23 protein-coding genes are annotated in these 22,542 nt (G+C 52.0%); 8 read left to right on the top strand and 15 right to left on the bottom strand.

Annotated elements, in window-relative coordinates; translation table 11 throughout:
* Positions 1–15: 15 nt before the first annotated feature.
* Positions 16–717, bottom strand: a complete 702-nt coding sequence (locus SE15_RS05485; protein WP_054521079.1) for a FadR/GntR family transcriptional regulator — start codon at positions 715–717, stop codon at positions 16–18.
* Between the two features lie 166 nt (positions 718–883).
* On the opposite strand from SE15_RS05485, the gene SE15_RS05480 reads away from it, so the two are divergent.
* Both SE15_RS05480 and SE15_RS05475 read left to right on the top strand, forming a co-directional pair.
* On the top strand, positions 884–1,684 hold the full coding sequence (locus SE15_RS05480) for a class I SAM-dependent methyltransferase (RefSeq protein WP_054521078.1): 801 nt from the start codon (positions 884–886) through the stop codon (positions 1,682–1,684).
* A 5-nt stretch (positions 1,685–1,689) separates the two neighbouring features.
* Positions 1,690–2,343: a PIG-L deacetylase family protein gene (locus SE15_RS05475; protein WP_054521077.1), complete on the top strand. Its 654-nt coding sequence runs from the start codon at positions 1,690–1,692 to the stop codon at positions 2,341–2,343.
* 75 nt (positions 2,344–2,418) lie between these two features.
* Here SE15_RS05475 and SE15_RS05470 read toward each other — a convergent pair whose 3' ends face one another.
* From SE15_RS05470 to sufC, 7 genes are all read right to left on the bottom strand, one after another.
* Complete coding sequence (locus SE15_RS05470; RefSeq protein WP_054521076.1) at positions 2,419–2,745, bottom strand: non-heme iron oxygenase ferredoxin subunit; 327 nt, start codon at positions 2,743–2,745, stop codon at positions 2,419–2,421.
* An 8-nt stretch (positions 2,746–2,753) separates the two neighbouring features.
* A complete protein-coding gene (locus tag SE15_RS05465; protein ID WP_054521075.1) occupies positions 2,754–3,161 on the bottom strand; it encodes an iron-sulfur cluster assembly scaffold protein in 408 nt (135 codons plus the stop codon).
* Between the two features lie 18 nt (positions 3,162–3,179).
* Positions 3,180–4,424 carry a cysteine desulfurase gene (locus SE15_RS05460; protein WP_054521074.1) on the bottom strand — a complete coding sequence of 415 codons (1,245 nt, stop codon included), beginning with the start codon at positions 4,422–4,424 and terminating at the stop codon, positions 3,180–3,182.
* A gap of 27 nt (positions 4,425–4,451) precedes the next feature.
* On the bottom strand, positions 4,452–4,757 hold the full coding sequence (locus SE15_RS05455) for a hypothetical protein (protein ID WP_054521073.1): 306 nt from the start codon (positions 4,755–4,757) through the stop codon (positions 4,452–4,454).
* A 213-nt stretch (positions 4,758–4,970) separates the two neighbouring features.
* Entirely contained in the window at positions 4,971–6,335 is a 1,365-nt protein-coding gene (gene sufD / locus SE15_RS05450; protein WP_054521072.1) for a Fe-S cluster assembly protein SufD, read from the bottom strand.
* A gap of 38 nt (positions 6,336–6,373) precedes the next feature.
* Complete coding sequence (sufB, locus tag SE15_RS05445) at positions 6,374–7,789, bottom strand: Fe-S cluster assembly protein SufB (protein WP_054521071.1); 1,416 nt, start codon at positions 7,787–7,789, stop codon at positions 6,374–6,376.
* Between the two features lie 37 nt (positions 7,790–7,826).
* Positions 7,827–8,609 carry a Fe-S cluster assembly ATPase SufC gene (gene sufC, locus SE15_RS05440; RefSeq protein ID WP_054521070.1) on the bottom strand — a complete coding sequence of 261 codons (783 nt, stop codon included), beginning with the start codon at positions 8,607–8,609 and terminating at the stop codon, positions 7,827–7,829.
* Between the two features lie 183 nt (positions 8,610–8,792).
* Here sufC and SE15_RS05435 point away from each other — a divergent pair, with 183 nt between their 5' ends.
* On the top strand, positions 8,793–9,464 hold the full coding sequence (locus tag SE15_RS05435) for a helix-turn-helix transcriptional regulator (RefSeq protein WP_054521069.1): 672 nt from the start codon (positions 8,793–8,795) through the stop codon (positions 9,462–9,464).
* The gene (locus SE15_RS05430) at positions 9,415–9,768 is read left to right on the top strand and encodes a metal-sulfur cluster assembly factor (RefSeq protein ID WP_054521068.1); all 354 of its coding nucleotides are present in this window, start codon (positions 9,415–9,417) and stop codon (positions 9,766–9,768) included. Before SE15_RS05435 ends, SE15_RS05430 begins: the two co-directional genes overlap by 50 nt.
* Here SE15_RS05430 and SE15_RS05425 read toward each other — a convergent pair.
* Both SE15_RS05425 and SE15_RS05420 read right to left on the bottom strand, forming a co-directional pair.
* A complete protein-coding gene (locus tag SE15_RS05425) occupies positions 9,765–10,127 on the bottom strand; it encodes an SCP2 sterol-binding domain-containing protein (RefSeq protein WP_054521067.1) in 363 nt (120 codons plus the stop codon). The two genes, SE15_RS05430 and SE15_RS05425, sit on opposite strands and share 4 nt — an antisense overlap.
* Before the next feature lie 16 nt (positions 10,128–10,143).
* On the bottom strand, positions 10,144–10,650 hold the full coding sequence (locus SE15_RS05420) for a class I SAM-dependent methyltransferase (RefSeq protein ID WP_160316667.1): 507 nt from the start codon (positions 10,648–10,650) through the stop codon (positions 10,144–10,146).
* Between the two features lie 167 nt (positions 10,651–10,817).
* Between SE15_RS05420 and SE15_RS05415 the strand changes: the two genes are divergently transcribed.
* Positions 10,818–11,546 (top strand): hypothetical protein, encoded by a 729-nt coding sequence (locus tag SE15_RS05415; protein WP_054521065.1) that lies wholly within the window; start codon positions 10,818–10,820, stop codon positions 11,544–11,546.
* Here the strand turns inward: SE15_RS05415 and SE15_RS05410 are convergent.
* Positions 11,486–12,775, bottom strand: coding sequence for a hypothetical protein (locus SE15_RS05410; RefSeq protein ID WP_054521064.1), 1,290 nt, complete (start codon positions 12,773–12,775; stop codon positions 11,486–11,488). The two genes, SE15_RS05415 and SE15_RS05410, sit on opposite strands and share 61 nt — an antisense overlap.
* Before the next feature lie 76 nt (positions 12,776–12,851).
* Here SE15_RS05410 and SE15_RS05405 point away from each other — a divergent pair, with 76 nt between their 5' ends.
* The gene (locus SE15_RS05405; RefSeq protein WP_054521063.1) at positions 12,852–13,703 is read left to right on the top strand and encodes a DegV family protein; all 852 of its coding nucleotides are present in this window, start codon (positions 12,852–12,854) and stop codon (positions 13,701–13,703) included.
* A gap of 45 nt (positions 13,704–13,748) precedes the next feature.
* On the opposite strand, the gene SE15_RS05400 is transcribed toward SE15_RS05405, so the two are convergent.
* Positions 13,749–14,927, bottom strand: a complete 1,179-nt coding sequence (locus SE15_RS05400; RefSeq protein ID WP_054521062.1) for an aminotransferase class I/II-fold pyridoxal phosphate-dependent enzyme — start codon at positions 14,925–14,927, stop codon at positions 13,749–13,751.
* A gap of 190 nt (positions 14,928–15,117) precedes the next feature.
* Between SE15_RS05400 and SE15_RS05395 the strand changes: the two genes are divergently transcribed.
* Positions 15,118–16,008 (top strand): ROK family protein, encoded by an 891-nt coding sequence (locus tag SE15_RS05395; protein ID WP_054521061.1) that lies wholly within the window; start codon positions 15,118–15,120, stop codon positions 16,006–16,008.
* 59 nt (positions 16,009–16,067) lie between these two features.
* On the top strand, positions 16,068–17,069 hold the full coding sequence (locus tag SE15_RS05390; protein ID WP_201778054.1) for a hypothetical protein: 1,002 nt from the start codon (positions 16,068–16,070) through the stop codon (positions 17,067–17,069).
* 51 nt (positions 17,070–17,120) lie between these two features.
* Here SE15_RS05390 and SE15_RS05385 read toward each other — a convergent pair whose 3' ends face one another.
* From SE15_RS05385 to tkt, 3 genes are read right to left on the bottom strand one after another with little or no spacing between them, the layout of a single operon-like run.
* The gene (locus SE15_RS05385; RefSeq protein WP_054521060.1) at positions 17,121–19,910 is read right to left on the bottom strand and encodes a bifunctional transaldolase/phosoglucose isomerase; all 2,790 of its coding nucleotides are present in this window, start codon (positions 19,908–19,910) and stop codon (positions 17,121–17,123) included.
* A gap of 39 nt (positions 19,911–19,949) precedes the next feature.
* On the bottom strand, positions 19,950–20,405 hold the full coding sequence (rpiB, locus tag SE15_RS05380) for a ribose 5-phosphate isomerase B (protein WP_054521059.1): 456 nt from the start codon (positions 20,403–20,405) through the stop codon (positions 19,950–19,952).
* Between the two features lie 12 nt (positions 20,406–20,417).
* Positions 20,418–22,433, bottom strand: a complete 2,016-nt coding sequence (gene tkt, locus SE15_RS05375) for a transketolase (protein WP_054521058.1) — start codon at positions 22,431–22,433, stop codon at positions 20,418–20,420.
* Between the last annotated feature and the right edge of the window lie 109 nt (positions 22,434–22,542).

Here is a 22,542-nt window from a genome sequence, read left to right as displayed (position 1 = left end):
TCTTCTAGGGGAACCTCACTCAAAGCGTTGGAATGGCATAGGCTTGCTCCGTTGATGGATCAAGCCCATATGCTCAATTAATGCCTCGTAGCCAGCCTGATAGTTACGCTGGCACAAGCTCTCAACCATCTTGCGGTGATAGCTCCAAACACGTTCCAGATATGCCAGATCTGCATATAGGTCTAAACCCGAAGCCTCATAAAGCTCCCAATAAGCCTCCAAAATACCTTCCACAAAGGGATTGTTGAGGCGCCGGTAAATGGTCAGATGCAATTCACGGTGTTCCGGATGAGGAATCTGAATCGGTTGGCTTTGTAGCTTTTGAAAAGCCCTTTCAATAAGACGAGACAAGGCTTCGCAATCCTCTTCACTGAGCCGGGCAGCGGCTTCAAACCAATAAGCTGCTTCAATGTGATTGCGTAAATCGGAGAAAGCGCTAAAGTACTCCGGGTTGAGTGCAATCGCATACGCGAGACTCTGCACAACAGTCGGGCGAAAAGAGTAAGGCAACCGCCGGATCCCCGTACGCGGCCGCACTTCTACCAGCCCCAATGCTCGCGCCACTTCTAACTGCTCCCGTAAAACCGAGATACTAACCCCCAGGCGCGCACTCAATTCGGAGAGAGAAGGTAAGTGTTCCTCATCCTGACACACTTCCGAAGCCAGGTAGCGTAAAAACTCTGACAAGTGATGATTGGTCAGGCGTTCTAAGAGCATCGCACACCCCGACGGGTTAACCACTCATATTAATCAGATTATTCATCAGAATTAGTATAGCACACGCAAAAGCCCCACGTCAAGCTAGTAATGGGGTGATTCCTTGACAACTCGCCCTGAACCTTTATACTTACCCCCAACGTAATCCTATCCAAGGAGAACCGAAATGAAATACGATTATCGGGAAACTTCTCGAGATTTACTCACGCGGATTGACATCCACGCCCGTTATGGAAGCCGGGATATAGATCAGTGGATGCTTGAAGTCCTGCCCATCAAAAAGGGAGACCGCATTCTGGACGTGGGGTGCGGGGCGGGCAAACAATGTTTCGTTTTTTTCAACCATTTACAGGGCGAGGCTGAGATTATCGGTGGTGATGTCAATGAAGAACTGCTGACCCAGGCGCGCCAAGAGAGCCAAAAACGCTCTGCCCCGATTCAATTTACTTATCTGGATTTCAATCGCCCATTCGCCTTCCCTGACGACTATTTTGACGTGGTCTCGTGCTGTTTTGCCATCTACTACGCCGAGAATATCCCCTTCACGGTTGCAGAGATGCATCGCGTTCTCAAGCCAGGAGGGCATCTTTTCACTACCGGTCCTATGCCCAATAACAAGCAGATATTTTACGAAATTATTCACGAAGCCACCCAGAAACCTATTCCTCCTATGCCGGGAAGTTCGCGTTATGCCAGCGAAATTTACGCCACCATTCAGAAACTATTTGCGAAAGTAGAACTTCACATCTTTGAAAATCCCCTCACATTCGAGTCGGTGGAACCCTTCCTAGAGTACACCCGGGCTTCTCTCTCCGAAGACCGCCGATTGTGGAAAGGTCTGTTTGAAGGGAAAGAGGATTTTGAGCGGGTCATGGATCAAATCGCCCAGGTAGCCACTCGCCGACTGGAGCGAGAGGGGAAGTTGGTCATGACCAAAGTCGTGGGTGGAATCCTGGCAACGAAGTAGCGCCTATGGGACAGGATATGTACTTTTTCGGCCGTCGGGTGTGTTTCATTGGCGCGCACCCCGACGATATTGAACTCGGATGCGGGGCATTAATTGCCCACATCGTGCGCCAGACCGACATACTGTGCGTCACCCTTTCGGATAACCAGAAAAACCCCGAACTCAAGAATCTGGTAGAGGAACACTATCGGAGCATGGCGGTCCTGGGCGTACCTAAGGATCGTGTAATTCTTGGGCAGTTCGAAACACGACGTTTTCCCCATTTTCGCCAGGAAATCCTGGAGTATCTGATCCACATCAATCGCACATTCCAACCTGACCTGGTCTTTGTTCATACCAAGGCAGATATCCACCAGGATCATGCCACGGTTACCGAGGAGGCCTTGCGTGCCTTTCGGGGTACGACCGTGCTGGGGTTTGACGTCATTCGCTCTAGTTATGGGTTCTTCCCCAGCTTTCTGGTGGAGGTCACAGAAGAGGATGTGGAAAAGAAAATTGCTGCATTGGCAGAATACAAAACCTACCAGAACCGATACTACTTCGATCCCAAGATTACCCGTGCCACCCTGATCCGTAATGGGGCTATTTGTGAGCGCCCCTATGCAGAAGGGTTTGACATTCTACGGATTGTCGGCGCATTCAGTTGTGTCAATAAATAACCCGAAACTCAACTACCTAAAAATGAAAGAGCGACTGCCCTTTAAGACAGTCGCTCTTCTTCCTCCAAAACACCCTCAGGCCCGCTTTATCCCAATATAAACTTCGTTCCCCTCAATCCGAATAGGATAAACCGGAATATCTACCACTGCCGGCAAGGTAAGGGCTTTGCCGGTTCGAACATCAAAGCGCGCTCCATGACGGGGACACACAATCTGATACCCATCAATTTCTCCATCCCCGAGAGGACCCTCATCATGGGTACACACATCCCCAACAGCAAAGAGCGTTCCTCCCAAATTGAGTAACACAATAGGTTCATTGTTAATTTCCAGGAAGAGCCGCTCCCCAACAGGGATCTCATCCAGGGTGGCTATTTTCAAAAACACATAGTCCTCTGCCATATCTTTGTTTACGACTCCTCACTGAGGATTTCCGAGTCATGATGCCTCAGTCCATAAACACCCGCCTTCAAAACTTTAAGTGGTAGCAGCGCACACTTAATCCGTACCGGCCCCAGTTCTTCGAACCCCAGCAGATCCAGAATATCTTGACGCCCAAGCGCCTTGACCTCCTCAATGGGCTTACCGAGGATTGACTCGATCAGCAAATCCGCAGCAGCCTGTGAAATAGCACACCCATGCCCACTAAATGCTGCCTCGGTAATCGTCCCATCTTCGGCCACGCGCAAATCAATACGAATGCGATCGCCGCATAGGGGGTTTTCATCCTCGAATGAAATATCGTGGGGCTCCAAAATGCCCCGATGATGGGGCATCTTATACCGTTCGATAATCAATTCACGATAAAGGTCATCCATGGGCTCAGAAAGCCCTCCTCATCCAAAAATAGCCCGCACTTTATGCAAGGCTTCGATTAAACGGTCTACCTCTTCATAGGTATTATAAAGATAAAACGACGCGCGCGTTGTGGCCACTGCGCCTAGTTTTTGATGGAGTGGCATGGCGCAATGGTGACCAGCCCGAACCGCAATCCCTTCACGATCCAAAATTTGAGCCACATCATGGGGGTGAACACCTTCCATAACGAATGAAGCGACCCCACCTCGATGGTTAGCAGCAGGCCCATAAACCTTCAAACCCGGCACCTCAGCCAGGCGTTCCAGGGCGTAGGCAATAAGCCCACGCTCATGTGCTTCAATGGCCTCCATTCCCACGCTTTCCAGATAAGCAATTGCAGCCTCCAGGCCTACCGCCTCAGCAATCGCGGGGGTGCCAGCTTCGAACTTATGGGGGATCTCATTAGGAGTAAAAGTCCTGAGTTCAACCCTTTTGATCATATCGCCACCCCCCAGAAAAGGTGGCATCTGCTCCAGGAGCGTCTCGCGAGCATAAAGCACCCCAATCCCGGTCGGCCCAAGCATTTTATGCGCCGAAAAGGCCAAGAAATCCACCCCCAAAGCCTGGACGTCCACATGTAGATGTGGCACCGACTGAGCGCCGTCCACCATCACCAGTGCGCCCGCCCGATGGGCTTTCTCTGTCATTTCACGCACTGGGTTAATCGTACCCAGCACATTTGACATATGGGTAAAAGCAACCAGGCGAGGATGTTGTTCTAACAAACGGTCATATACTTCTAAATCCAGGTAGCCATCTCCGGTTACGGGAACAAATTCCAGACGCAAACCCTTCTCAGCGGCCAAAATCTGCCAGGGAACCAGGTTGGAATGATGTTCCATTTCAGTGAGAATAATGAGGTCCCCCGCCTTTAACTGACTACGTCCCCAGGAGTAGGCCACCAAATTGATAGCTTCGGTCGTATTGCGGGTAAACACAATCTCCTGTGCTTTGCAAGCGTGGATAAATTTGGCCACGCGCTGTCTGGCTGCCTCATACAACGTTGTAGCCTCCTCCCCCAGAGTATGAACTCCGCGGTGAATATTAGCATTGGACCACCGATAATAACGATCCATGGCCTCGATCACGGCCAACGGCTTTTGGGCCGTGGCCGTGGAGTCCAGATAGACCAATTTCACACCAGCGCGGATTTCGCGCTGCAAAATCGGAAAATCCGCTCGTATTTTTGTGATATCAAAAATCTTATAGGTTTCGGCAGCCATTCGAATAAAATTCTCCGCTCGTAAACCCTAAAGTTGAGAGGCTTTGGAGCCCACGGCCTCCGTCCGCGAGGAGCGCTTTTGCGGTACACGGATGTGCGGCGAGTTAACCGGGAACCAAAGAATATGATCAGGCACCATCCAGCCATCCGTCAGATAGACATTGGTGCGGAATTGCACCGCCACCATTTTAGAATCCACCTGTACCACGATCCCTTTCACCCAGCCACGCACTCGTTGGCCGTTTTTTTCGTGATCGCAATAGACTTCGACGACATCGCCAACGTCAAAACCATGTTCCGGCTCGGGTGGACGCATATAAGGTACACCTGCCATATCCATCTCCTATGAGTGAATTTTCTTAATAAGCATCATTTAATTTTAGCACACTCACAATCATTTGAGCGTGCACACTTTATTACTGGTTAGGCTGATCTTACTCATGGCTCTTTCGAGTTCTCCTGGTCGCTCTCTAGCTCTTACTGACACACCTGAGCCACCAGAGCGACCAGGAGAAGTGCTTGTCTAAGCGGCTTAGCCCATCACTACTCATGCTTTAAAGTTCAACATCTTACGCTGAATGGCCTCTTGAAAGCGCGCGCGTACTCCCTCAAACGGAATCCGCTGCATGATAGGATCAAAGAATCCCTCAACAATCAACCGTTTGGCTTCTACCTCAGGGATACCACGGGCGCGCAAGTAGAAGATTTGCTCCGGATCAATCTTCCCCACCGTAGCCCCATGGGTACAGCGCACATCATCGGCCAGGATTTCCAGACCGGGAATAGAATCGGCCCGCGCCTGGCGACTAAGGACCAGGTTACGATTAGCCTGATAGCCATCTGTCTTAAACGCTCCCGGTGCTACGTAGATCATCCCCTGCCAGACCACCCGACTACGATCAAGTAATGCGCCTTTGAAGAGCAAATCACTGGTCGTATGAGGTGCCAGGTGATTCTGCTGCGAGTCGTAGTCAAGGTGTTGATCTCCATCCGTAAAGTAGAAACCCGACATGCGGCCGGTACTTCCCTCGCCCACTAAGTCCAGTTCGGCAAAATTTTTCGTCACATGCCCGCCCATGGCGCCAAAAACCCAGTCCACATTACCCTGACGCGCCACACGTACCCGCTCGTGAGTGAAATTCCAAACATGTTCACCCCAGGATTGAAGTTCAACAAATCGGAGGTTAGCCCCCTCTCCGACGTACACCTCTACTAAACCCACATGCAGAGTTTGCCCACCCTCCTCAGTTGGAGAGGCATACTCATGCACGTAGGTAACCGAGGCTTCGTCCTCCACCCAGATCACCAGGTGGGAGATATGAGCCAATCCCACTCCAGGTCCCCACAGCAGGCTGTGGAGCGGTTGCTCAATGACTACACCGCGCGGGACGTAGAGGAATACCCCCGTATGCGCCAGGGCAGCCGCCATTGCCGCAAATTTACCTTCCTCGGGACGCACAATTTTTCCCAAACGCGCTTCCAGTAAGTCGGCATGGTCGCGCTCTGCACTTAGTAGATCCGTAAATACCACACCTTGCGCCTGCAAGGATTCGTTCAGACTGGTGCGGACTCCACCAGGGAGTAAAACCACCTGACCGGCATGGGCTTCTCCCGCCAGAGGACTAAGCAGGCTCTCATCAAGAGGGGCCAGATCTAAATAAGCGTCAGGTTGGGGCAAGCGGAAAGTTTCAGCCTGAAGGCCGCTGATATCGGTGCGTCGCCATGCCTCGTCTTTGGGATCAGGCATAGGCAGACTTTCAAAAAGGCGCCATGCCTGATCGCGAAAAGCCTGAATACCCGGGCTTAAACCCGCCGTTCGCACCATGGCGCGTTGAAAAGCAAAGGCCTTTGCCAGTGCTTGAGCCTCGCGCCGTCGCCCACGTACAACAATCTCGGGAGTTTCTTTCGTCATAGCCTTTGCATCCTCTTCAATTCAAGTCCTCGATGTCCTTACCCAATCGAGCCTTCCATCTGTAATTGGATGAGTCGATTCATCTCAACAGCATACTCCATTGGCAATTCCTTGACCAAGGGTTCAATGAAGCCCGATACCACCATTGTGGTCGCCTCTTCCTCGCTCAAGCCGCGACTCATGAGGTAAAAGAGTTGCTCCTCACCCACCTTCGAGACTGAAGCCTCATGGCCAATGGTCACGTCTTCCTCGTCAATTTCGATGTAAGGATATGTATCTGAGCGAGATTTGGGATCCAGCAGCAAAGCATCACACACCACATTGGAGCGGGAATCGTAAGCCCCTTTGTGTACCTTCAGCAAGCCGCGGTACGAAGCCCGCCCACCCCCTTTACTGATGGATTTAGAGGTGATTTTGCTGCTGGTATGCGGTGCAAAGTGGATCACTTTGCCTCCAGCATCCTGCCACTGACCAGGACCCGCAAACGCCATTGAAAGAATTTCCCCATGCGCCCCAGGACCCATCAGGTAGCAGGAGGGATATTTCATGGTAATTTTAGATCCCAGGTTGCAGTCCACCCATTCCATGGTGCCACCTTCCTCGACGATAGCACGCTGGGTCACCAGGTTGTAGACATTGGTGGACCAGTTTTGAATCGTGGTGTACCGCACCCGTGCCCCTTTCTTCACAATAATCTCGATGACACCACTATGGAAGGAATCCGTGGAGTAAATCGGGGCTGTACAACCCTCCACATAGTGCACTTGAGCGCCCTCATCTGCAATAATCAGGGTGCGCTCAAACTGGCCAATATTGGCCACATTCAGGCGGAAGTACGCCTGTAAAGGCAGATCCACCTTAACACCCTTCGGCACGTAGACAAACGACCCTCCGGACCAGACGGCACTATTGAGGGCTGCGAACTTGTTATCTTCAATGGGGACAACCTTACCAAAGTACTCCCGGAAAAGATCCGGGTAGTGACGCAGGCCATCCTCAATACTTACAAAGATGACACCCTGCCTGGCGAGGTGTTCTTGGATGCTGTGATAGACCATCTCAGATTCGTACTGCGCACCCAGCCCGGCCAAGAAACGGCGCTCCGCTTCCGGAATACCCAGACGCTCAAATGTTTCCTTGATAGGATCCGGAATATCATCCCACGAGCGCCCCTCCTTATCGGTGGGCTTAACATAGTAGTAAATATCATCCAGATTGAGTCCCGAAAGATCCGCCCCCCATGTTGGCATCGGTCGCTTACGGAAATGCTCCAATGCACGTAAGCGGAATTCCAGCATCCACTGGGGCTCACCCTTCATCCAGGAAATCTGTTTAACAACCTCTTCGTCCAGCCCTTTGCGGGCCTTGAAAACTGAGACATCTGGAGCCGCAAAACCATACCGATATTCACCTAACTGCTCCAGGAATTCTTCTTGCTGAGGTTTCGCAACCATCGCATCCTCCACATTAGGATCTACCACTCATTGAGAATTACGCCAGTACTGAATCGCCTTCCAGTTTTTCACGCACCCAGGAATAACCCTTCTCTTCCAGGTGGAGTGCCAGATCCGGGCCGCCAGTTTCCACAATGCGCCCGTCCATCATCACGTGAACCACGTCGGGTTGGATGTAGTTCAGAATACGCTGGTAGTGGGTAATAACCAGCACGCCTAGATTAGGGCCACGAAGCGCGTTCACCCCTTGGGCAACAATCCGTAAAGCGTCTATATCCAGCCCAGAATCGGTTTCATCTAAAATGGCAATTTCCGGCTGCAACACAGCCATCTGTAGGATCTCCGCCCGTTTCTTTTCGCCGCCCGAAAAACCATCATTCAAGTAGCGCCCTCCAAAAGAGGGGTCCATGTTGAGTAAAGCCATCTTTTCTTTGAGCAGCTTTCGAAATTCGGCAATCGGGATCCCCTTGTCTTCAGGATCGCGCGCTCGCCGCTGGGCATTCAGGGCGGTACGCAGGAAATTGGCAACCGTAACACCCGGAATAGCCACCGGGTACTGAAAAGCCAGAAAGATTCCCAAATGTGCCCGTTCATCGGGCTCTAACTCTAAGATGTTTTGCCCCTTGAACCAGACCTCACCCTCTACTACCTCATACCCCGGGTGTCCCATCAGGGTGTAGGCCAACGTGGACTTACCGGTACCGTTTGGCCCCATAATTGCGTGCACCTCACCCTTGGGTAGAGTCAGGTTAACCCCCTTAAGGATCTCCTTCCCTTCCACACGCACCCTCAGGTTGCGGATCACTAAAGCGTCGGTCATGAAATCATTACCTCCTTCAGAATTTGCCTCTTGCCGATCAAGTTTTGTGCATTATAGCATGTTTCCGCTATCTGGTCAATATTTATGATAAATTTCTAATATATTGACAATTCAACCAATCTTTGCTATACTCAAAAAAACTAAAAGATCTATGGGGAATACCGGTTCCAATCCAGGATAGTGATGAATAACAAAAGTACGCGTGACCGCATTTTACAAACCTTGCTCAATAACCCTCGTTGCACCATAAACGAACTGGCCCAAGCGGTAGGGATCAGTCCCATTTCGGTGCGCCACCATTTGAATACCTTACTTGCCGAGGGTTTAGTTACAAGTGAGGAGGAGCGCCACGGCGTTGGACGTCCACGCTTGGTCTATTACCTGACCGAAGCAGGTCTGGAACGCTTTCCAACCCGTTATGTGCGCCTAACAACGCGCTTGCTGGATCAACTTAAGGGCACCCTATCTCCCAAGGCAATAAGCGAGATCTTTGCGCAAATTGGCGAGGAAATTGCTACGGGCTACCACGACCTTGTTGCAAAAATGGGCACCGAGGAGCGCCTGGAATTTCTGCGCAAAGTGCTCGCTGAAGAAGGTTTTTTGATGGAGTGGGAAAAAGAGGGAGACACTTACCGCATCCGCGAGATCAACTGCCCCTATTACTATTTGAGCCAGCAATATCCTGAGGTTTGCTCAGTGGACCAATCTCTCATCTCAGCATTGTTGGCTCATCCAGCGGACAAAGTCACTTGCGTTGTCCAAAAGGATCAACGTTGCGTCTATATTATCAAGACGGAGAAAGAACATGGAAAATCCATCCCAACCAGGAACGAATCGCCCCGCATGGGACGCTGAAGCCACACACCCTGAAGCCTGCAACAAGCTGCGCGAAGCTTTGCGCGAAATCATTGATCCCGAGATTGGGTTAAATGTCATCCAGTTGGGCTTAATCCGCAATGTGCGCATTGAGCCCGATCAGGTGATGATTCGCATGATTCTAACCACTCCATTCTGTCCTTACGGGCCAGCACTCATTGAGATGACGCGCCAGAAAGCAGAACAAGCCCTGGGGATTCCCGCCTTCATCGAACTAGGCATGGAAATGTGGGATTTTTCAATGATGGAAGAGGGCATTGACCTCGGGTGGGGGTTGTATTAATCCTGCCCACCCTGCTGTTTTAAGTAATCCATTCCCTTTGCAAAGAGAGTGGGTAGTTTCATTGCCAGTGTACTGTTGCCTCTAAAATCAAGTCGTCCCATCATGTAGGCGCTCAAAGGGTTTAACTTACCCTGCAACATTTCCAAAAGGTCACGCGCATCAGCCGTAAACGTGAGGTCAGCATATTCCACCTCACCCTCGGTCACTTCGCATTGGTCATCACGTATTCGGATTACCCAATTGCCGGGTTCGTCGCCAGTCACATGTAATTGAATCACCGCCTGAACTCCGTGCGCGTTTTCCGGAGAAAAGGCGCGGTGTAGGTTTTCCATCACATACTGAATAGTTATCTCCTCCATAATCCCTCTTTATTTTTCATTTTACAACCAGGATACGTAAAGTAGTACCGTGTTTGTGTATTTCAGGGATATACCCCATTGCCTTGATGCGCGCCGCGATGTCCTCAGGATACCAGAATCGGCTTCGCATACCAATGCAACGCTCAAACAAGGCCACCACTTTGACCGCCCAGTGGTGATAATCAGGTTCTTCAATGACCAAAACTCCTCCTGGCGCCAAAACGCGCATCAGTTCACCCAGCACGGCCTCTTGATCCTTTAAGTGGTGAAAGGCATCCACCATCAAGACTCGGGTAAACTTCCCTGTTTGAAACGGCAGGCATTCCGCCATTCCCCATACCGGAAACAGCCCTGGCTTACGTCGTGCCTGGCGTAACATACCTATTGAAGCATCCAGTACTACAATTCCCTCAACAGTACCAACCAAACCCGCAGCCACTCTGCCGGTTCCACCTCCAACATCCAATAACCAGCCTTTAAAGGGTAATTTCAGCCAGTGCTTGATCTCACCACTGGGCGGCATTCTGAAGATGCGCTCATAATAGGGGGCAACCCAGTCAAAATCAGAATTCTTATTGCCCATGGGTTTATTGTACCGCAAAGAGCACATTACAGCGCTTGACACAATAGAACATTTATTCTATAATATAAACAACTCATGTAAGAAGCCTCAGGTGGAGGTGAAAATCTATGACCCTCTTAACCAACTCAATCGGTACCTGGTTTGAAAACCTTCCGGTGGCCTTACACCGCCATCGTGGAATTTTCTTCGGAGCACTATTGTTGCTCGCACTGGCTGGGTTCGAGATCTTCAATTACAGCACCACTTATATTGCCCTCCACGACCTTTTGGGCAACCTTGCATTCGGTCCCCTGGAATGGGCAACGGTGCTCGCTATCGCGTTCTGCAGCATTGATTTTGCCGGGATCGCTCGATTATTCCTCCCTGACGAGGAGATTGTCCAAAACCGGGGGGTATGGCTTCTCTTTGGCGCCTGGCTCCCGGCCGCTACCATGAATGCCATTTTAACCTGGTGGGGTGTCTCACTGGCTTTGGTTGAGCACACGCCACGCGCCAGCGCTTTCATCAACCCAGAACTGCTGATGCAGGTTGTGCCACTGTTTATCGCCATCCTGGTTTGGGTAACCCGTATCCTGCTTATCGGTGCTTTAACCCTGGCTGGTCAGCGCCTGTTGGCCAGCGTTCCAGTTTCGCCTGCACGTTCTCAACCTCAACCCACTCACCGTTCCCTCGAGCGTCGTCCCATGGTAACTCCGCGACGTGAATCACCCATTGTAAATCCAGCCCCCTTACGTGCTGCGCCATCGCAACCGGTAAGCCCTCAGCGCGAACCCATTTACGTGGACGAAGATTCCCAACTCGAGTCAAGTCCAACCACAGGGGCGCGTTTCCTGTGATTGCGCCGCGCCAGGACAACCTCTAAAGCCTGGTTAACGTTCGTAAAGCTCTCAGCACCGAGTTCAGATAAGGCCTTTATCTTGGTCGGTTGATGCGAGATTCCCCAGGCATAAAGATCAACCCGGCAGCCCTTCTCTCTCAAGATCTCCGCAGCACGCTGACAGGCTCGAATGCCAATTGGAGAATCCTCAAAGATGTGCAGATTTAGGTGGGGCGGCAAGTGACAAGAGCGCATGGATTGCTTAAGGATCAAGCGATCCAGATAAGCGCTCTTCCCCCATTCCGATTTTCCACATTCCTGATAAGCCCACAACAATCCCGTCAGCACATCACCCGTGAGAGCTGCCATGATAGCGGCCATTGCCTGAAAGGGCGAGGGCTTAAGCAAACGTTCAGCGTGAATCCCCATATGTTCAGCCATAAAAGTCAAGGCCCCATGACCAACAATGGGTAAATCTTTAACGCCAAGCAACTCAACGGCAATTTCCGCCTCGGGACTGTACCCCACCCGAATTCTAGGCGGGTTCAGAGGTGGGCGTGAAGGCCGGGCCGTAATCACCGCCCCCACCCCGTCTTCATCGTGAAGCAGTTCACCCAGAATCCTTTTTTCTACCAAAACACGATCCCACACCGCAAGGTAAGGAACCGAATCAAAGGGGGCCTTCGTATGGTAAGTCTCTTCAAATAAATGACTACCCAACACCCGCGTCTGGAAATCCCGGTTGGGTAGATGACGCAGGATATCACGGGTTGAAGAAAACAATGTCTCCAACAGCGGGTGATGGGATAAGCGCGGAAACCGTTCCCGCACCCAGGGCGAATCCTTCTGCAAGAGCAAACCCTCAACCAATGGATACCCCTCAATGCGCTTATTTCCCAACCCGTCATACGCCTGTCCAAACACCGGACGAGCGACTAAATGATGCGTCGCCTGACGCATAATGGCGAGGGTCTGATTCAAATCTGCCGACAGAACGACCCCCGGATGCAAATCCCACCATGCCTCAATAATCAAAGCCAGCGAGAAGGGGATCATATCCCATTCGCTAGTCACGCCTTGGGCTTCGAGGATGGCAATCTCCTCTTCGCTAGGCGCAAAGGCGGGGCTCAATCCCATCCTAGCGGCCCAATCGTTTAAGGTATCCCTCAGTGCCTGCCGGTATCCCCCCGGTTGAACCAGCACTCCATCCAAGTCAAACAAATAGACTGAACGACTTTCACTGCCCATGGCGTTCCTCATTTCCGTCATCAATCCTGGACTATAATTAGCCCGATATTGTTTCATTTTGGAGGGTTCTTAACCTATGGTGGATATTGTAACCGACAGTTGCGCAGATTTGAGTCCAGAATTGATTCATCGGTTTAACGTTCGCGTCTTACCCCTGCAGGTTTTTATTGACAACCGAACCATCCCTGATGGTTCGATATCGCCCCAAGAACTCTTTAGGCTGGTGACAAAGACCGGTGAACTGCCGAAGACATCGGCTCCCTCCATAAAAGAGTTCCTTGAATTTTTTGAACCGTCGGATGAGATCATTTACATCGGAATCTCAGCAAAATTGTCTGCCACACTCCCCAATGGTCTGCTGGCGGCGCAACAATTACCCCACAAGAAAATTCACATCATTGATTCAAAAAACCTTTCCACCGGTATTGGACTGCTGGTCCTAAAAGCCGCTGAATTGCGCGACATGGGATGGACGGCAGAGCAAATTGTGCACGAAATTCGAAACACCGTTCCCCGAGTCCACACTTCATTCGTCATCGAAACCATGGAATACCTCTACAAGGGTGGACGTTGTACCGCTTTGCAGGCCATTGTGGGAAGTGTATTAAAGATTCGCCCCATTATCGAGGTCCGTCCAGATGGTACTTTGGGGGTCAAAGCCAAAATCCGAGGCACACGGGTTAAGGCCCTGGACACCATGCTAGAGGATTTCCGCTCCCACCTACCCCATCTGGACCAGCATCGTGTGTTTGTCACTCACACCGGATGTGATGATGATGCAGCCTACCTGGTCGAGTCCATTAAAGCAATGGCCCCCGTTGAAGAGGTGTGTGTCACTCAGGCAGGAGCCACCATTTCAAGCCATTGTGGCCCCGACACAATTGGAATTCTCTATATTGCTGATGCCCATTCTAACGCCGAGGCGTAGGTTTCCCTACGCCTCGCTGAAAGCACCGCAATTCTGCAAGCGGTTTTAGATAAGCCCCACCATTTTTCCCACTTTATAGAATACTTCCAGAACCTGCTCCAACTGCTGATCCGTATGTGTCGCCATATAACTGGTGCGCAGTAACTGCATCCCCGGTGGAACCGCTGGGCTGATCACAGGGTTGACAAAAACCCCATTCTCAAACAGTAAGCGCCAGGCCAGAAACGTTTTTTCATCATCCCCAATGATAATCGGGACAATAGGGGATTGAGAATTTCCGATGTTAAAACCCATCTCACGAAATGCTTTGCGCATGTACTCACCAATCTTGTTAACACGTTCGATCCGCTCCGGTTCCTCCCGCATAATGCACAGAGCCGTCAACGCTGCCACCGCATTAGACGCTGGGATGCTGGCACTGAAAATCAGCGCTCGAGCATGATGCTTCACATAATGGATAACCGGTTCATCGCCGGCTACAAAGCCCCCTAGTGAGGCAAAAGATTTGCTAAAAGTGGACATGATCAAATCCACTTCGTCAGTAACTCCAAAATGAGCGGCCGTTCCCCGTCCCCCTCCAAGCACACCCATGCCGTGAGCATCATCCACCATAACCCGCGCACCATACTTCCGTGCAACCGCCACAATATCGGGCAAAGGAGCCAGGTCGCCCCCCATGCTGAAAAGGCCATCAACCACAATCAGTTTACCGCTCTCCTCTGGAATGGAACGCAAGACCCGCTCCAGGTGCTCGACATCGTTATGCCGAAAACGCTCAATTTTTCCAAACCCCAAGCGCGCCCCATCCACAATACTGGCATGGTCGTCCTTATCCAGGATGACAACATCATTCCGCCCCACCAGAGCGCTTATCGCACCCAAGTTGGTTTGCATCCCGGTCGAAAACACCAAGGCCGCCTCTTTCCCGACCCACTCGGCCAATTCGTGCTCGAGCTGTTCATGCAGTGCCAGTGTACCATTGAGGAAACGGGAGCCTGTGCAACTGGTACCGTAACGCTCAATGGCCTCACAGGCAGCCTTTTTTACGCGCGGGTCAGTGGTAAGGCCCAGGTAGTTATTTGACCCGCACATGATAAGCCGCTTACCTTCAAAAACGACCTCGGTACCCTCGTTTTCTGCCATGGGGATAAAATAAGGATAAATCCCTTGCTCGATGGCTTGCTTGGCAATTGTGAAATCATGACACTTAGCAAAAATATCCATGGATCCCTCACGTTTTTCGCTGTAGTTTCGTGATAAGATTACCAAAAAAGCCCGCCCTGAAGGGCAAATTCAAGGCTCTCATCCCTGGCTGGACAAGAGCTTTCTGCAATTATAAACCAATAGTGAAAGCCATTGGGGATCTTTCCCGCTTAACTCATCTTTCCAAACCCATTCTATAGCGAGGTGATCCATGACACTCTTCGGTGGAATCGAGGCTGGCGGCACTAAGTTTATTTGTGCAATCGGCAATGGGCCTAATGAATTAGTGGCCCAAACCCGTTTTCCAACCACCACTCCAGAAGAAACACTGAGCCAGGCAGCCGAATTCTTTATTCGTTTTATGGAAAAGTCCCATACCCAACTGGCAAGCATTGGCATTGCCAGTTTTGGCCCGCTGGATTTGATTCCGGGATCTCCCACTTACGGTTATATTACTTCAACCCCCAAACCAGGATGGGCTAACGTAGCCATTCGAGATGTGCTACAAGCCCGAACTGGCTGCCCTGTTGTCATAGATACCGATGTCAATGGAGCCGCCCTGGGCGAAGGCAAGTGGGGAGCGGCACAAGGTTTGAGCGATTATGTTTACCTCACCATTGGAACGGGCATCGGGGGTGGGCTAATCGTCCAGAACCGCCCATTTCATGGCATGCTCCATCCCGAAATGGGCCACATTCGCCTACCCCACGATCTTCAAAAAGATCCCTTCCCTGGCATTTGTCCTTTCCATGGTGATTGCTTTGAAGGCTTGGCAAATGGTCCGGCTTTACAAGCCCGAACGGGACAGAAAGCGGAACTACTGCCGCCAGAGCATCCCATCTGGGAACTTGAAGCCGAGTACATTGCCCTGGCCCTTCAATCCATCATTTGTGTTACATCTCCTCAACGTATTATCTTAGGAGGCGGGGTTATGAAACAAAGTCACCTTTTCCCCCGCATTCGCGCCATGACCCGCAACCTGTTGAATGGATACATTCAGGCCAAGGCTATCCTGGACGAAATTGATTCGTATATCGTGCCTCCTGCCCTGGGGGAGATGGCTGGCGTGTTAGGAGCCATCGCTTTGGCCCAACATATTTGATCCCCCTATTCTTTTTTTGCTCTTACCCTCTCATAACTGCTTCTGCCCGAGGTTGCTACATGGATAAACCCGTACTCACCTTCTTTTGTGAACTTGAAACCGAGCCACTCGTGGCGTTGTTTGCGTCTCCCGATCTCCTCACCCAACTCAAAGACTTGGGAGCAGGAATCAGCCTGGGGATTCTTGATCTTAGTTCCGAACGTGCTGCTGTGGTACAACGCCTTAATCGCGAGGGAATTCCTGTCCACGCCTGGCTGCTGCTTCCTAAAGAGCAGGGGTACTGGTTCAATCTGGATAATATTACCCAGGCCTATGAACGATATGAGCAATTCAAAACCTGGAGCCGTGATAACAACTTGCGATGGGAGGCCATCGGCCTGGACATCGAGCCCGACATCCGAGCCATCGAGTACTTACGTCAAAGCCGCTGGCAAGGCTACTGGTACCTTGCCCGTCAGGCCTTCAATCGCGAGCGAGGTGAAAGCGGACGTCGGGCGTACCAGTTTCTTGTCAATCGCATTCGCCGGGACGGCTACCGCGTGGAATCTTATCAAATACCTCTGGTCGTAGATGAGCGCCGCGCGGGTTCCTCACTGTTACAACGTCTCCTGGGCATTGTTGATCTGGAAGTGGATCGCGAGGTGCTTATGCTCTACTCCAGTTTCATACGCCCGGTCGGGGATGGTTATCTCTGGGCCTATGCCTTTGACGCCCAGGCCATTGGAGTAGGGAGCACTGGGGGCGGGGTCAACTTAGAAGGTGTTGCTAATACCCGTCCGCTCAGCTGGGCAGAATTGCAACGCGACCTCCTTCTAGCATTTCAGCATACCGACTTTATCTACATATTCAGCCTGGAAGGATGCGTCCAGCAGAACTTCTTACCTTTAATCCGTGACCTGGATTGGCAACAAAGGCCCCACCTACCCATCCAAACCGCCAGACAGATTGAACGCTGGCGCCAGTTAGCACGGCTGGGGCTGTGGATGTTTGCACACCCGTGGGTGCCGGCTATTGCCCTTTTGGTACTGCTGAGGATGATTTCCCGCAATCGCCGGAAATGAGATCATCTTTGAAATTTTCATCTGCCCACCCGTTGGGGGTGGGCAGATGAATTAGAAATCTAACAACCCGTCAAGAGAAGCGCTTTCAAAGTGTAGATAGAGCACGCGACGCCCTCGTGCCTTTAGGGCCTCAAAGTCGCCCAGTGCTTGGGCACGTTCGAGGGTGTCAAAGCGAATCCCCTGGCCCGGGATCTCAAGATCAACCTTGGGTTCACGGGTAATCTGGAGGAACAGTCCTCGATTAGGTCCGCCTTTGTGCAATTGACCTGTTGAATGAAGAAAACGCGGCCCAAAGCCCAGGGTGGTCGCACATCCAGTGGTCTGAAGGAGCCTCTTACGCAATGCCTGCAAGATCTCGATCGTTTGTTCATTGCGCGGAAGATATGCATTGATAGCAATGTAGTCACCCGGAACTGCCATCCCGACAAAGGATTTCAGAATATCTGTCAGGGACGACACATCTCCTTCCACTTGCTGCGAAGTAAAGGCGCTCACTCCTTCATCCGTCCACTGAGGCGACTCCGTGAACAAGACGCCTTGAGAGCGATAACTTGCCAGTAAGGTTCGGGTGCGGGATTTACTGTCCTCCACATCCGGTTGATCAAAAGCATTGACCCGCAAATACGCACATGCCATAGCCACTGCTACTTCCCACCGGTACATCTCCGCACCCAAGTCGTACATATCTCTAAACCTAAAAGTTAATACCGGATGCCCTGCTGCCAGCAGGGTTTGAGCACGGGCCTGTTGCACGCCGTCAAGGCAAAAATAGACAAACAGACGATCCTGACCATAAGTATCAACAGAAACCTTGGGTTCTTGATCTACGGGGATGATACCACGCCCATCTTTCCCACTCGATTCCGCGATCAATTGCTCTAGCCACGCCCCCAAAGGAATCAATTCCGGATCGGCCACAAAAGTCAGTTTGTCACGCCCATGGGTAGTGGCAAGTCCGAGTAAAATTCCCAAGACCAACCCCGGATTGCGACCCGCCGGTTGGGTTGGCAGACACTGCTCCATCATGGTTTCCGCCCGATTCAGTAGTTGCGCAACATTCATCCCCAGCAATGCAGCAGGCACCAAACCAAATGCGGTCAAGGCGGAGTACCGCCCCCCCACCAGAGGATCTCCATAAAAGATCTCCCGGAAAGCACGTTCCTGGGCTAATTTAGCCAACGGAGTTTCCGGGTCAGTAACGGCAATGAAGTGACGTCCCGGTGTTTCGTCACCATGAGACTTCGCCCATGCCCAGAAATACTCCATCAGCGCATGGACCTCAACCGTCGTCCCCGACTTACTAGAGACGATGAACAGGGTCTCACCCCATTTAAGGCGTTGCGCAACCGCAGCAATTTGCTCTGGGTCTGTGGTATCAAGAACCGTAATATTCAACCCCGGTTGCCTCCCGATCTGGCCAACCCCGAAAGTCAGGGCAAATACCTCCGGGGCCAGAGATGAGCCCCCCATCCCTAACAATACGGCTTCGCGATAGCCCTCTGCAACCAGCTGGTTTGCCAGGGCACTCAGAGAAGCCAAAAGGGTGCGACTCTTTTGTGGGGCAATCAACCATCCCAGCCGCTGTCTTACTTCTGCCTGACCATTTGGATCATCCGTCCACAGGCTTGCATCTGCTTCAAATAATCGTTGGATGTAACGTTCATGAGCAGCACGTCCTATCTGAGCGGCTAGAAGGGTAGCAAAAGGGCCCAGTTCTGCCACAGCTACTGCGCGGCGTTCTTCAATGGTTTGCAAAAGGGCCTCAAAGGCACTCGCAAAAGCCTTAACGCCCTCCTCTTCCAGTTCCTGAGTTACCTGCGCCATTGAAATCCTTAACTGTTCGAGCGCTGCAATAATCTTCTTCTCTGCACTCACCTCAGCACTCAGAGTCAATCGCACTTCACCATGGTCTGCAAAGGCCGCCAGAGTCTGGGGAGGTACCGTATTGACAGTCTGGGGTCCAATGAGTTCTTCAACATATAGCACATCACGATAAGCCGGGTTTTTTGTACTGGTTGATGCCCATAAGGGTCGCTGCACTTTAGCGCCATGACGCGCAAGGGCTTTAAAACGCTCACTTCCAAAGGCTTCTAAAAATTGAGCATAAGCCAGCCGGGCATTGGCAATGGCCGCCGTGCCCATGAGCGTGCGAGCCTGTTCTGCTTCGGGGCCTTCGCGACGCAGTATTTCCTCTAACCGCTTATCCACCTTTGTGTCCACCCTGGAGACGAAAAAGGAAGCCACCGAGGCAATCCGGTCTATCGGCAGTCCCGCCGCTAGCCGGTCCTCCAACCCGCTTAGATAAGCCTCAATTACCTGCGCATAACGCTCTAGCGAGAAAATCAAGGTTACGTTGACATTGATCCCCTCAAAAATAGCGCGTCGAATGGCGGGCAATCCTGGTAATGTGGCTGGGATTTTGATCATCAAATTTGGCCGCGAAACCAGGTTCCACAAACGTTTGGCTTCGGCCACCGTACCTTCTGTATCATAAGCCAGAGTTGGAGCCACCTCCAGACTCACGTAGCCATCTTCACCCTGGCTGGCTTCGTATAAAGCTAGAAACAGGTCCGCTGCCTTCTGAATATCCTCAACAGTCAATTGATCATAAATCTGGCGTGCTGACCACCCCGCCCAGGCCATGGTCTGAATGGCTGTATCGTAATCATTGGAATTCGCAATGGCCTGATGAAAGATGGTAGGGTTGGAGGTAACACCACGAATAATCCCTTCATCAATCATCCTGGCCAGTTCCCCGTTCTCCAGAAGTCGCCGTTGAATGTTGTCATACCACAGTGATTGCCCTAATGCATGGAGTTTTTGAATGACTTCTACGCTCATGGTAGCCGCTCCCACATAACTTATATCTAATTCTTTCAACTAAGACCGTTGAGCTTCCTTCTCCAGGGCTTGCACCTTTTCAAAGCGACGCTGATAGCGGTCCTCACCCAGAAATTTGGCATTCAGGAAAGCGCGCACAATTTCCTTTGCCAGTTCAGGACCAATGATCCGCCCTCCCAGACAGAGCGCGTTCATATTGTCATGCTCAACCCCTTGATGGGCCGAGTAAGTATCATGACATACCCCTGCATAAACACCGCGCATCTTATTTGCGGCAATGTTGACCCCGATACCAGAAGCGCAAATTAAAATGGCGCGCTCGACCTCGCCACGCTGGAGCGCCCGCCCCGCTTTTTCTGCAAAATCCGGATAATCAACCCGCTCCTCGCTATCTACACCAAAATCCACCACCTCATGCCCTAATGAGCGCACCGCCTCAATGACCGAAGCCTTAAGGGGAAAACCACCATGATCACATGCAATGGCTACACGCATCTTATACCTCCTTTATGCTTCAACACCCAGCAATCCACGGGCTTCGCGAAGGATATCGGCCACAGTGAGACCGAACTTCTCATAAATCACCTTATACGGTGCGGATGCCCCAAAGCGATGAATCCCCAGTATCCGCCCCTTATTGCCTACCCAACGTTCCCACCCCAGGGGACGCGCCGCTTCTATCGCCAGGCGACGTTCAATGGTGGGCGGCAAAACCTCATCCTGATAGCCACGATCTTGTGCCTCAAACAATTCCCAACTCGGGAAGGAAACCAGGCGCACATTGTAGCCCTCTGCAGCCAGCGCATAACCCGCTTCTACGATCAGGCTCACCTCTGAGCCAGTTGCCATCAAGATAATCTGCGGACGCCCCCCTCCCAGGTCCGCCAGCACGTAAGCCCCTCGCCGCAATCCCTCGGCCGGGGCAAGCACGGAACGATCCAACACCGGGATCGCTTGCCGGCTGAGCACTAACGCTGTCGGGCCGTTGCGACGCTCAATGGCAACCTTCCATGCTTCCCGTACCTCATTGGCGTCCGCCGGACGAATGACCACCAGGTTGGGGATCGCCCGTAGTGCGGGCAAATGCTCAATAGGTTGATGGGTGGGACCATCCTCCCCCAACCCAATCGAGTCATGAGTGAAAATCCATATACTGCCAATATGCGACAGGGCCGAAAGCCGCACCGCCGGACGCATGTAATCCGAAAAGACAAGGAAGGTGGCTCCAAAGGGAATAATCCCTCTGTATAAGGCCATGCCGTTTACAATCGCCCCCATGCCGTGTTCCCGCACACCAAAATGCAGGTAGCGCCCAATTGGATTTTCAGCCTGGAATGCCGTCGCACAATTCATCCAGGTATTGTTGGAGGGTGTAAGATCTGCTGACCCTCCCATTAGTTCCGGCAGGCGTGTGGCAAGTACGTTCAACACCTTCCCCGAAGCAGCCCGCGTGGCGAGGCCTTTGGGATCGGGATCAAACACAGGCAAGTCCTTATCCCAACCCTCCGGCAACCGCCCCTGCATGCGCCGCTCAAATTCAGCCGCCTGTTCCGGGTAAGCCCGCCGATAAGCCTCAAATTGTTGCTGCCAGGCCGCCTCCGCCGCCGCTCCATCTTCAACGGCCTTCCTATAAAAGGTCAGTACATCTTCTGGAATGTAAAACATGGGCTCTAATGGCCATCCCAGGCGCTCCTTCGCTCCCCGCAATTCTTCCTCTCCCGGCGGTTCTCCATGCGCCTTGGCAGTGCCCTGACGCGTGGGTAGCCCATAGCCTATCTGCGTGCGGCAGATGATCAGCGAGGGACGTGGATCTGCCTTTGCTTCACGGATGGCAGCATCAATCGCATCCACATCATTCCCATCCGCCACCTGCAGTACTTGCCATCCGTATGCCTCAAAACGGCGAGCGCGATCCTCGGTGAACGTCAGGTCTGTTGAGCCATCAATGGAAATGCGATTGTCGTCGTATAAGTAAATTAGCCTGCCCAGCCGCAGATGCCCCGCTAACGAGGCTGCCTCCGATGCCACGCCTTCCATCAAGTCCCCATCCGTAACCAAGGCGTAAATATAGTGATCCACAATCTCAAAGCCCGGGCGATTAAATTCTGCCGCCAGGTGAGCAGCGGCTATCGCCATTCCCACGCCGTTGGCAAATCCCTGCCCTAACGGCCCGGTGGTGGTCTCCACTCCCGGGGTCAGCCCATATTCCGGATGCCCCGGCGTTTTGCTCCCCCACTGGCGAAAACGCTTAAGTTCGTCAAGTGAGAGATCATAGCCGGTCAAATGAAGAAGGGAGTAAAGCAGTGCACATCCATGACCTCCTGAAAGGATGAAGCGATCTCGGTTCGGCCAGTTGGGATTGCGCGGATTGTGCTTGAGATGGCGCGTCCACACTGCGTAAGCAATGGCTGCTGCCCCCATCGGCAATCCCGGGTGACCTGAGTTCGCATTTTGGACAGCATCAGCGGAGAGAAATCGCAGCGTATTGATCGCACGTAACTCAAACTCTGGATTAGCAACCATAACAGGCTCCTTGGAGAAATGAATATATAAAAAGTGCACGGGGGTTTACGGACAAAGATCTAATTGTCAAAATTCTACCATCAAAATCAGGACCTTCCCCAATAAGACA

This window comes from Thermanaerothrix daxensis, assembly GCF_001306145.1.
Lineage (GTDB): Bacteria > Chloroflexota > Anaerolineae > Anaerolineales > Anaerolineaceae > Thermanaerothrix > Thermanaerothrix daxensis.
This window is presented reverse-complemented; position numbering and strand designations above follow the sequence as displayed.

Bases quoted from the DNA above. Each gene is read 5' to 3' on its own strand.
- rpiB (WP_054521059.1), bottom strand. From the start codon at position 20,405: ATGCGTGTAGCCATTGCATGTGATCATGGTGGTTTTCCCCTTAAGGCT.
- SE15_RS05425 (WP_054521067.1), bottom strand. From the start codon at position 10,127: ATGGAGGAGATAACTATTCAGTATGTGATGGAAAACCTACACCGCGCC.
- SE15_RS05415 (WP_054521065.1), top strand. From the start codon at position 10,818: ATGACCCTCTTAACCAACTCAATCGGTACCTGGTTTGAAAACCTTCCG.
- SE15_RS05385 (WP_054521060.1), bottom strand. From the start codon at position 19,910: ATGAGCGTAGAAGTCATTCAAAAACTCCATGCATTAGGGCAATCACTG.
- SE15_RS05470 (WP_054521076.1), bottom strand. From the start codon at position 2,745: ATGGCAGAGGACTATGTGTTTTTGAAAATAGCCACCCTGGATGAGATC.
- SE15_RS05395 (WP_054521061.1), top strand. From the start codon at position 15,118: ATGACACTCTTCGGTGGAATCGAGGCTGGCGGCACTAAGTTTATTTGT.
- SE15_RS05485 (WP_054521079.1), bottom strand. From the start codon at position 717: ATGCTCTTAGAACGCCTGACCAATCATCACTTGTCAGAGTTTTTACGC.
- SE15_RS05475 (WP_054521077.1), top strand. From the start codon at position 1,690: ATGGGACAGGATATGTACTTTTTCGGCCGTCGGGTGTGTTTCATTGGC.
- SE15_RS05460 (WP_054521074.1), bottom strand. From the start codon at position 4,424: ATGGCTGCCGAAACCTATAAGATTTTTGATATCACAAAAATACGAGCG.
- SE15_RS05400 (WP_054521062.1), bottom strand. From the start codon at position 14,927: ATGGATATTTTTGCTAAGTGTCATGATTTCACAATTGCCAAGCAAGCC.
- tkt (WP_054521058.1), bottom strand. From the start codon at position 22,433: ATGGTTGCTAATCCAGAGTTTGAGTTACGTGCGATCAATACGCTGCGA.
- SE15_RS05390 (WP_201778054.1), top strand. From the start codon at position 16,068: ATGGATAAACCCGTACTCACCTTCTTTTGTGAACTTGAAACCGAGCCA.
- SE15_RS05465 (WP_054521075.1), bottom strand. From the start codon at position 3,161: ATGGATGACCTTTATCGTGAATTGATTATCGAACGGTATAAGATGCCC.
- SE15_RS05420 (WP_160316667.1), bottom strand. From the start codon at position 10,650: ATGCCGCCCAGTGGTGAGATCAAGCACTGGCTGAAATTACCCTTTAAA.
- sufB (WP_054521071.1), bottom strand. From the start codon at position 7,789: ATGGTTGCGAAACCTCAGCAAGAAGAATTCCTGGAGCAGTTAGGTGAA.
- sufC (WP_054521070.1), bottom strand. From the start codon at position 8,609: ATGACCGACGCTTTAGTGATCCGCAACCTGAGGGTGCGTGTGGAAGGG.
- SE15_RS05405 (WP_054521063.1), top strand. From the start codon at position 12,852: ATGGTGGATATTGTAACCGACAGTTGCGCAGATTTGAGTCCAGAATTG.
- sufD (WP_054521072.1), bottom strand. From the start codon at position 6,335: ATGACGAAAGAAACTCCCGAGATTGTTGTACGTGGGCGACGGCGCGAG.
- SE15_RS05430 (WP_054521068.1), top strand. From the start codon at position 9,415: ATGGAAAATCCATCCCAACCAGGAACGAATCGCCCCGCATGGGACGCT.
- SE15_RS05435 (WP_054521069.1), top strand. From the start codon at position 8,793: ATGAATAACAAAAGTACGCGTGACCGCATTTTACAAACCTTGCTCAAT.
- SE15_RS05480 (WP_054521078.1), top strand. From the start codon at position 884: ATGAAATACGATTATCGGGAAACTTCTCGAGATTTACTCACGCGGATT.
- SE15_RS05455 (WP_054521073.1), bottom strand. From the start codon at position 4,757: ATGGCAGGTGTACCTTATATGCGTCCACCCGAGCCGGAACATGGTTTT.
- SE15_RS05410 (WP_054521064.1), bottom strand. From the start codon at position 12,775: ATGGGCAGTGAAAGTCGTTCAGTCTATTTGTTTGACTTGGATGGAGTG.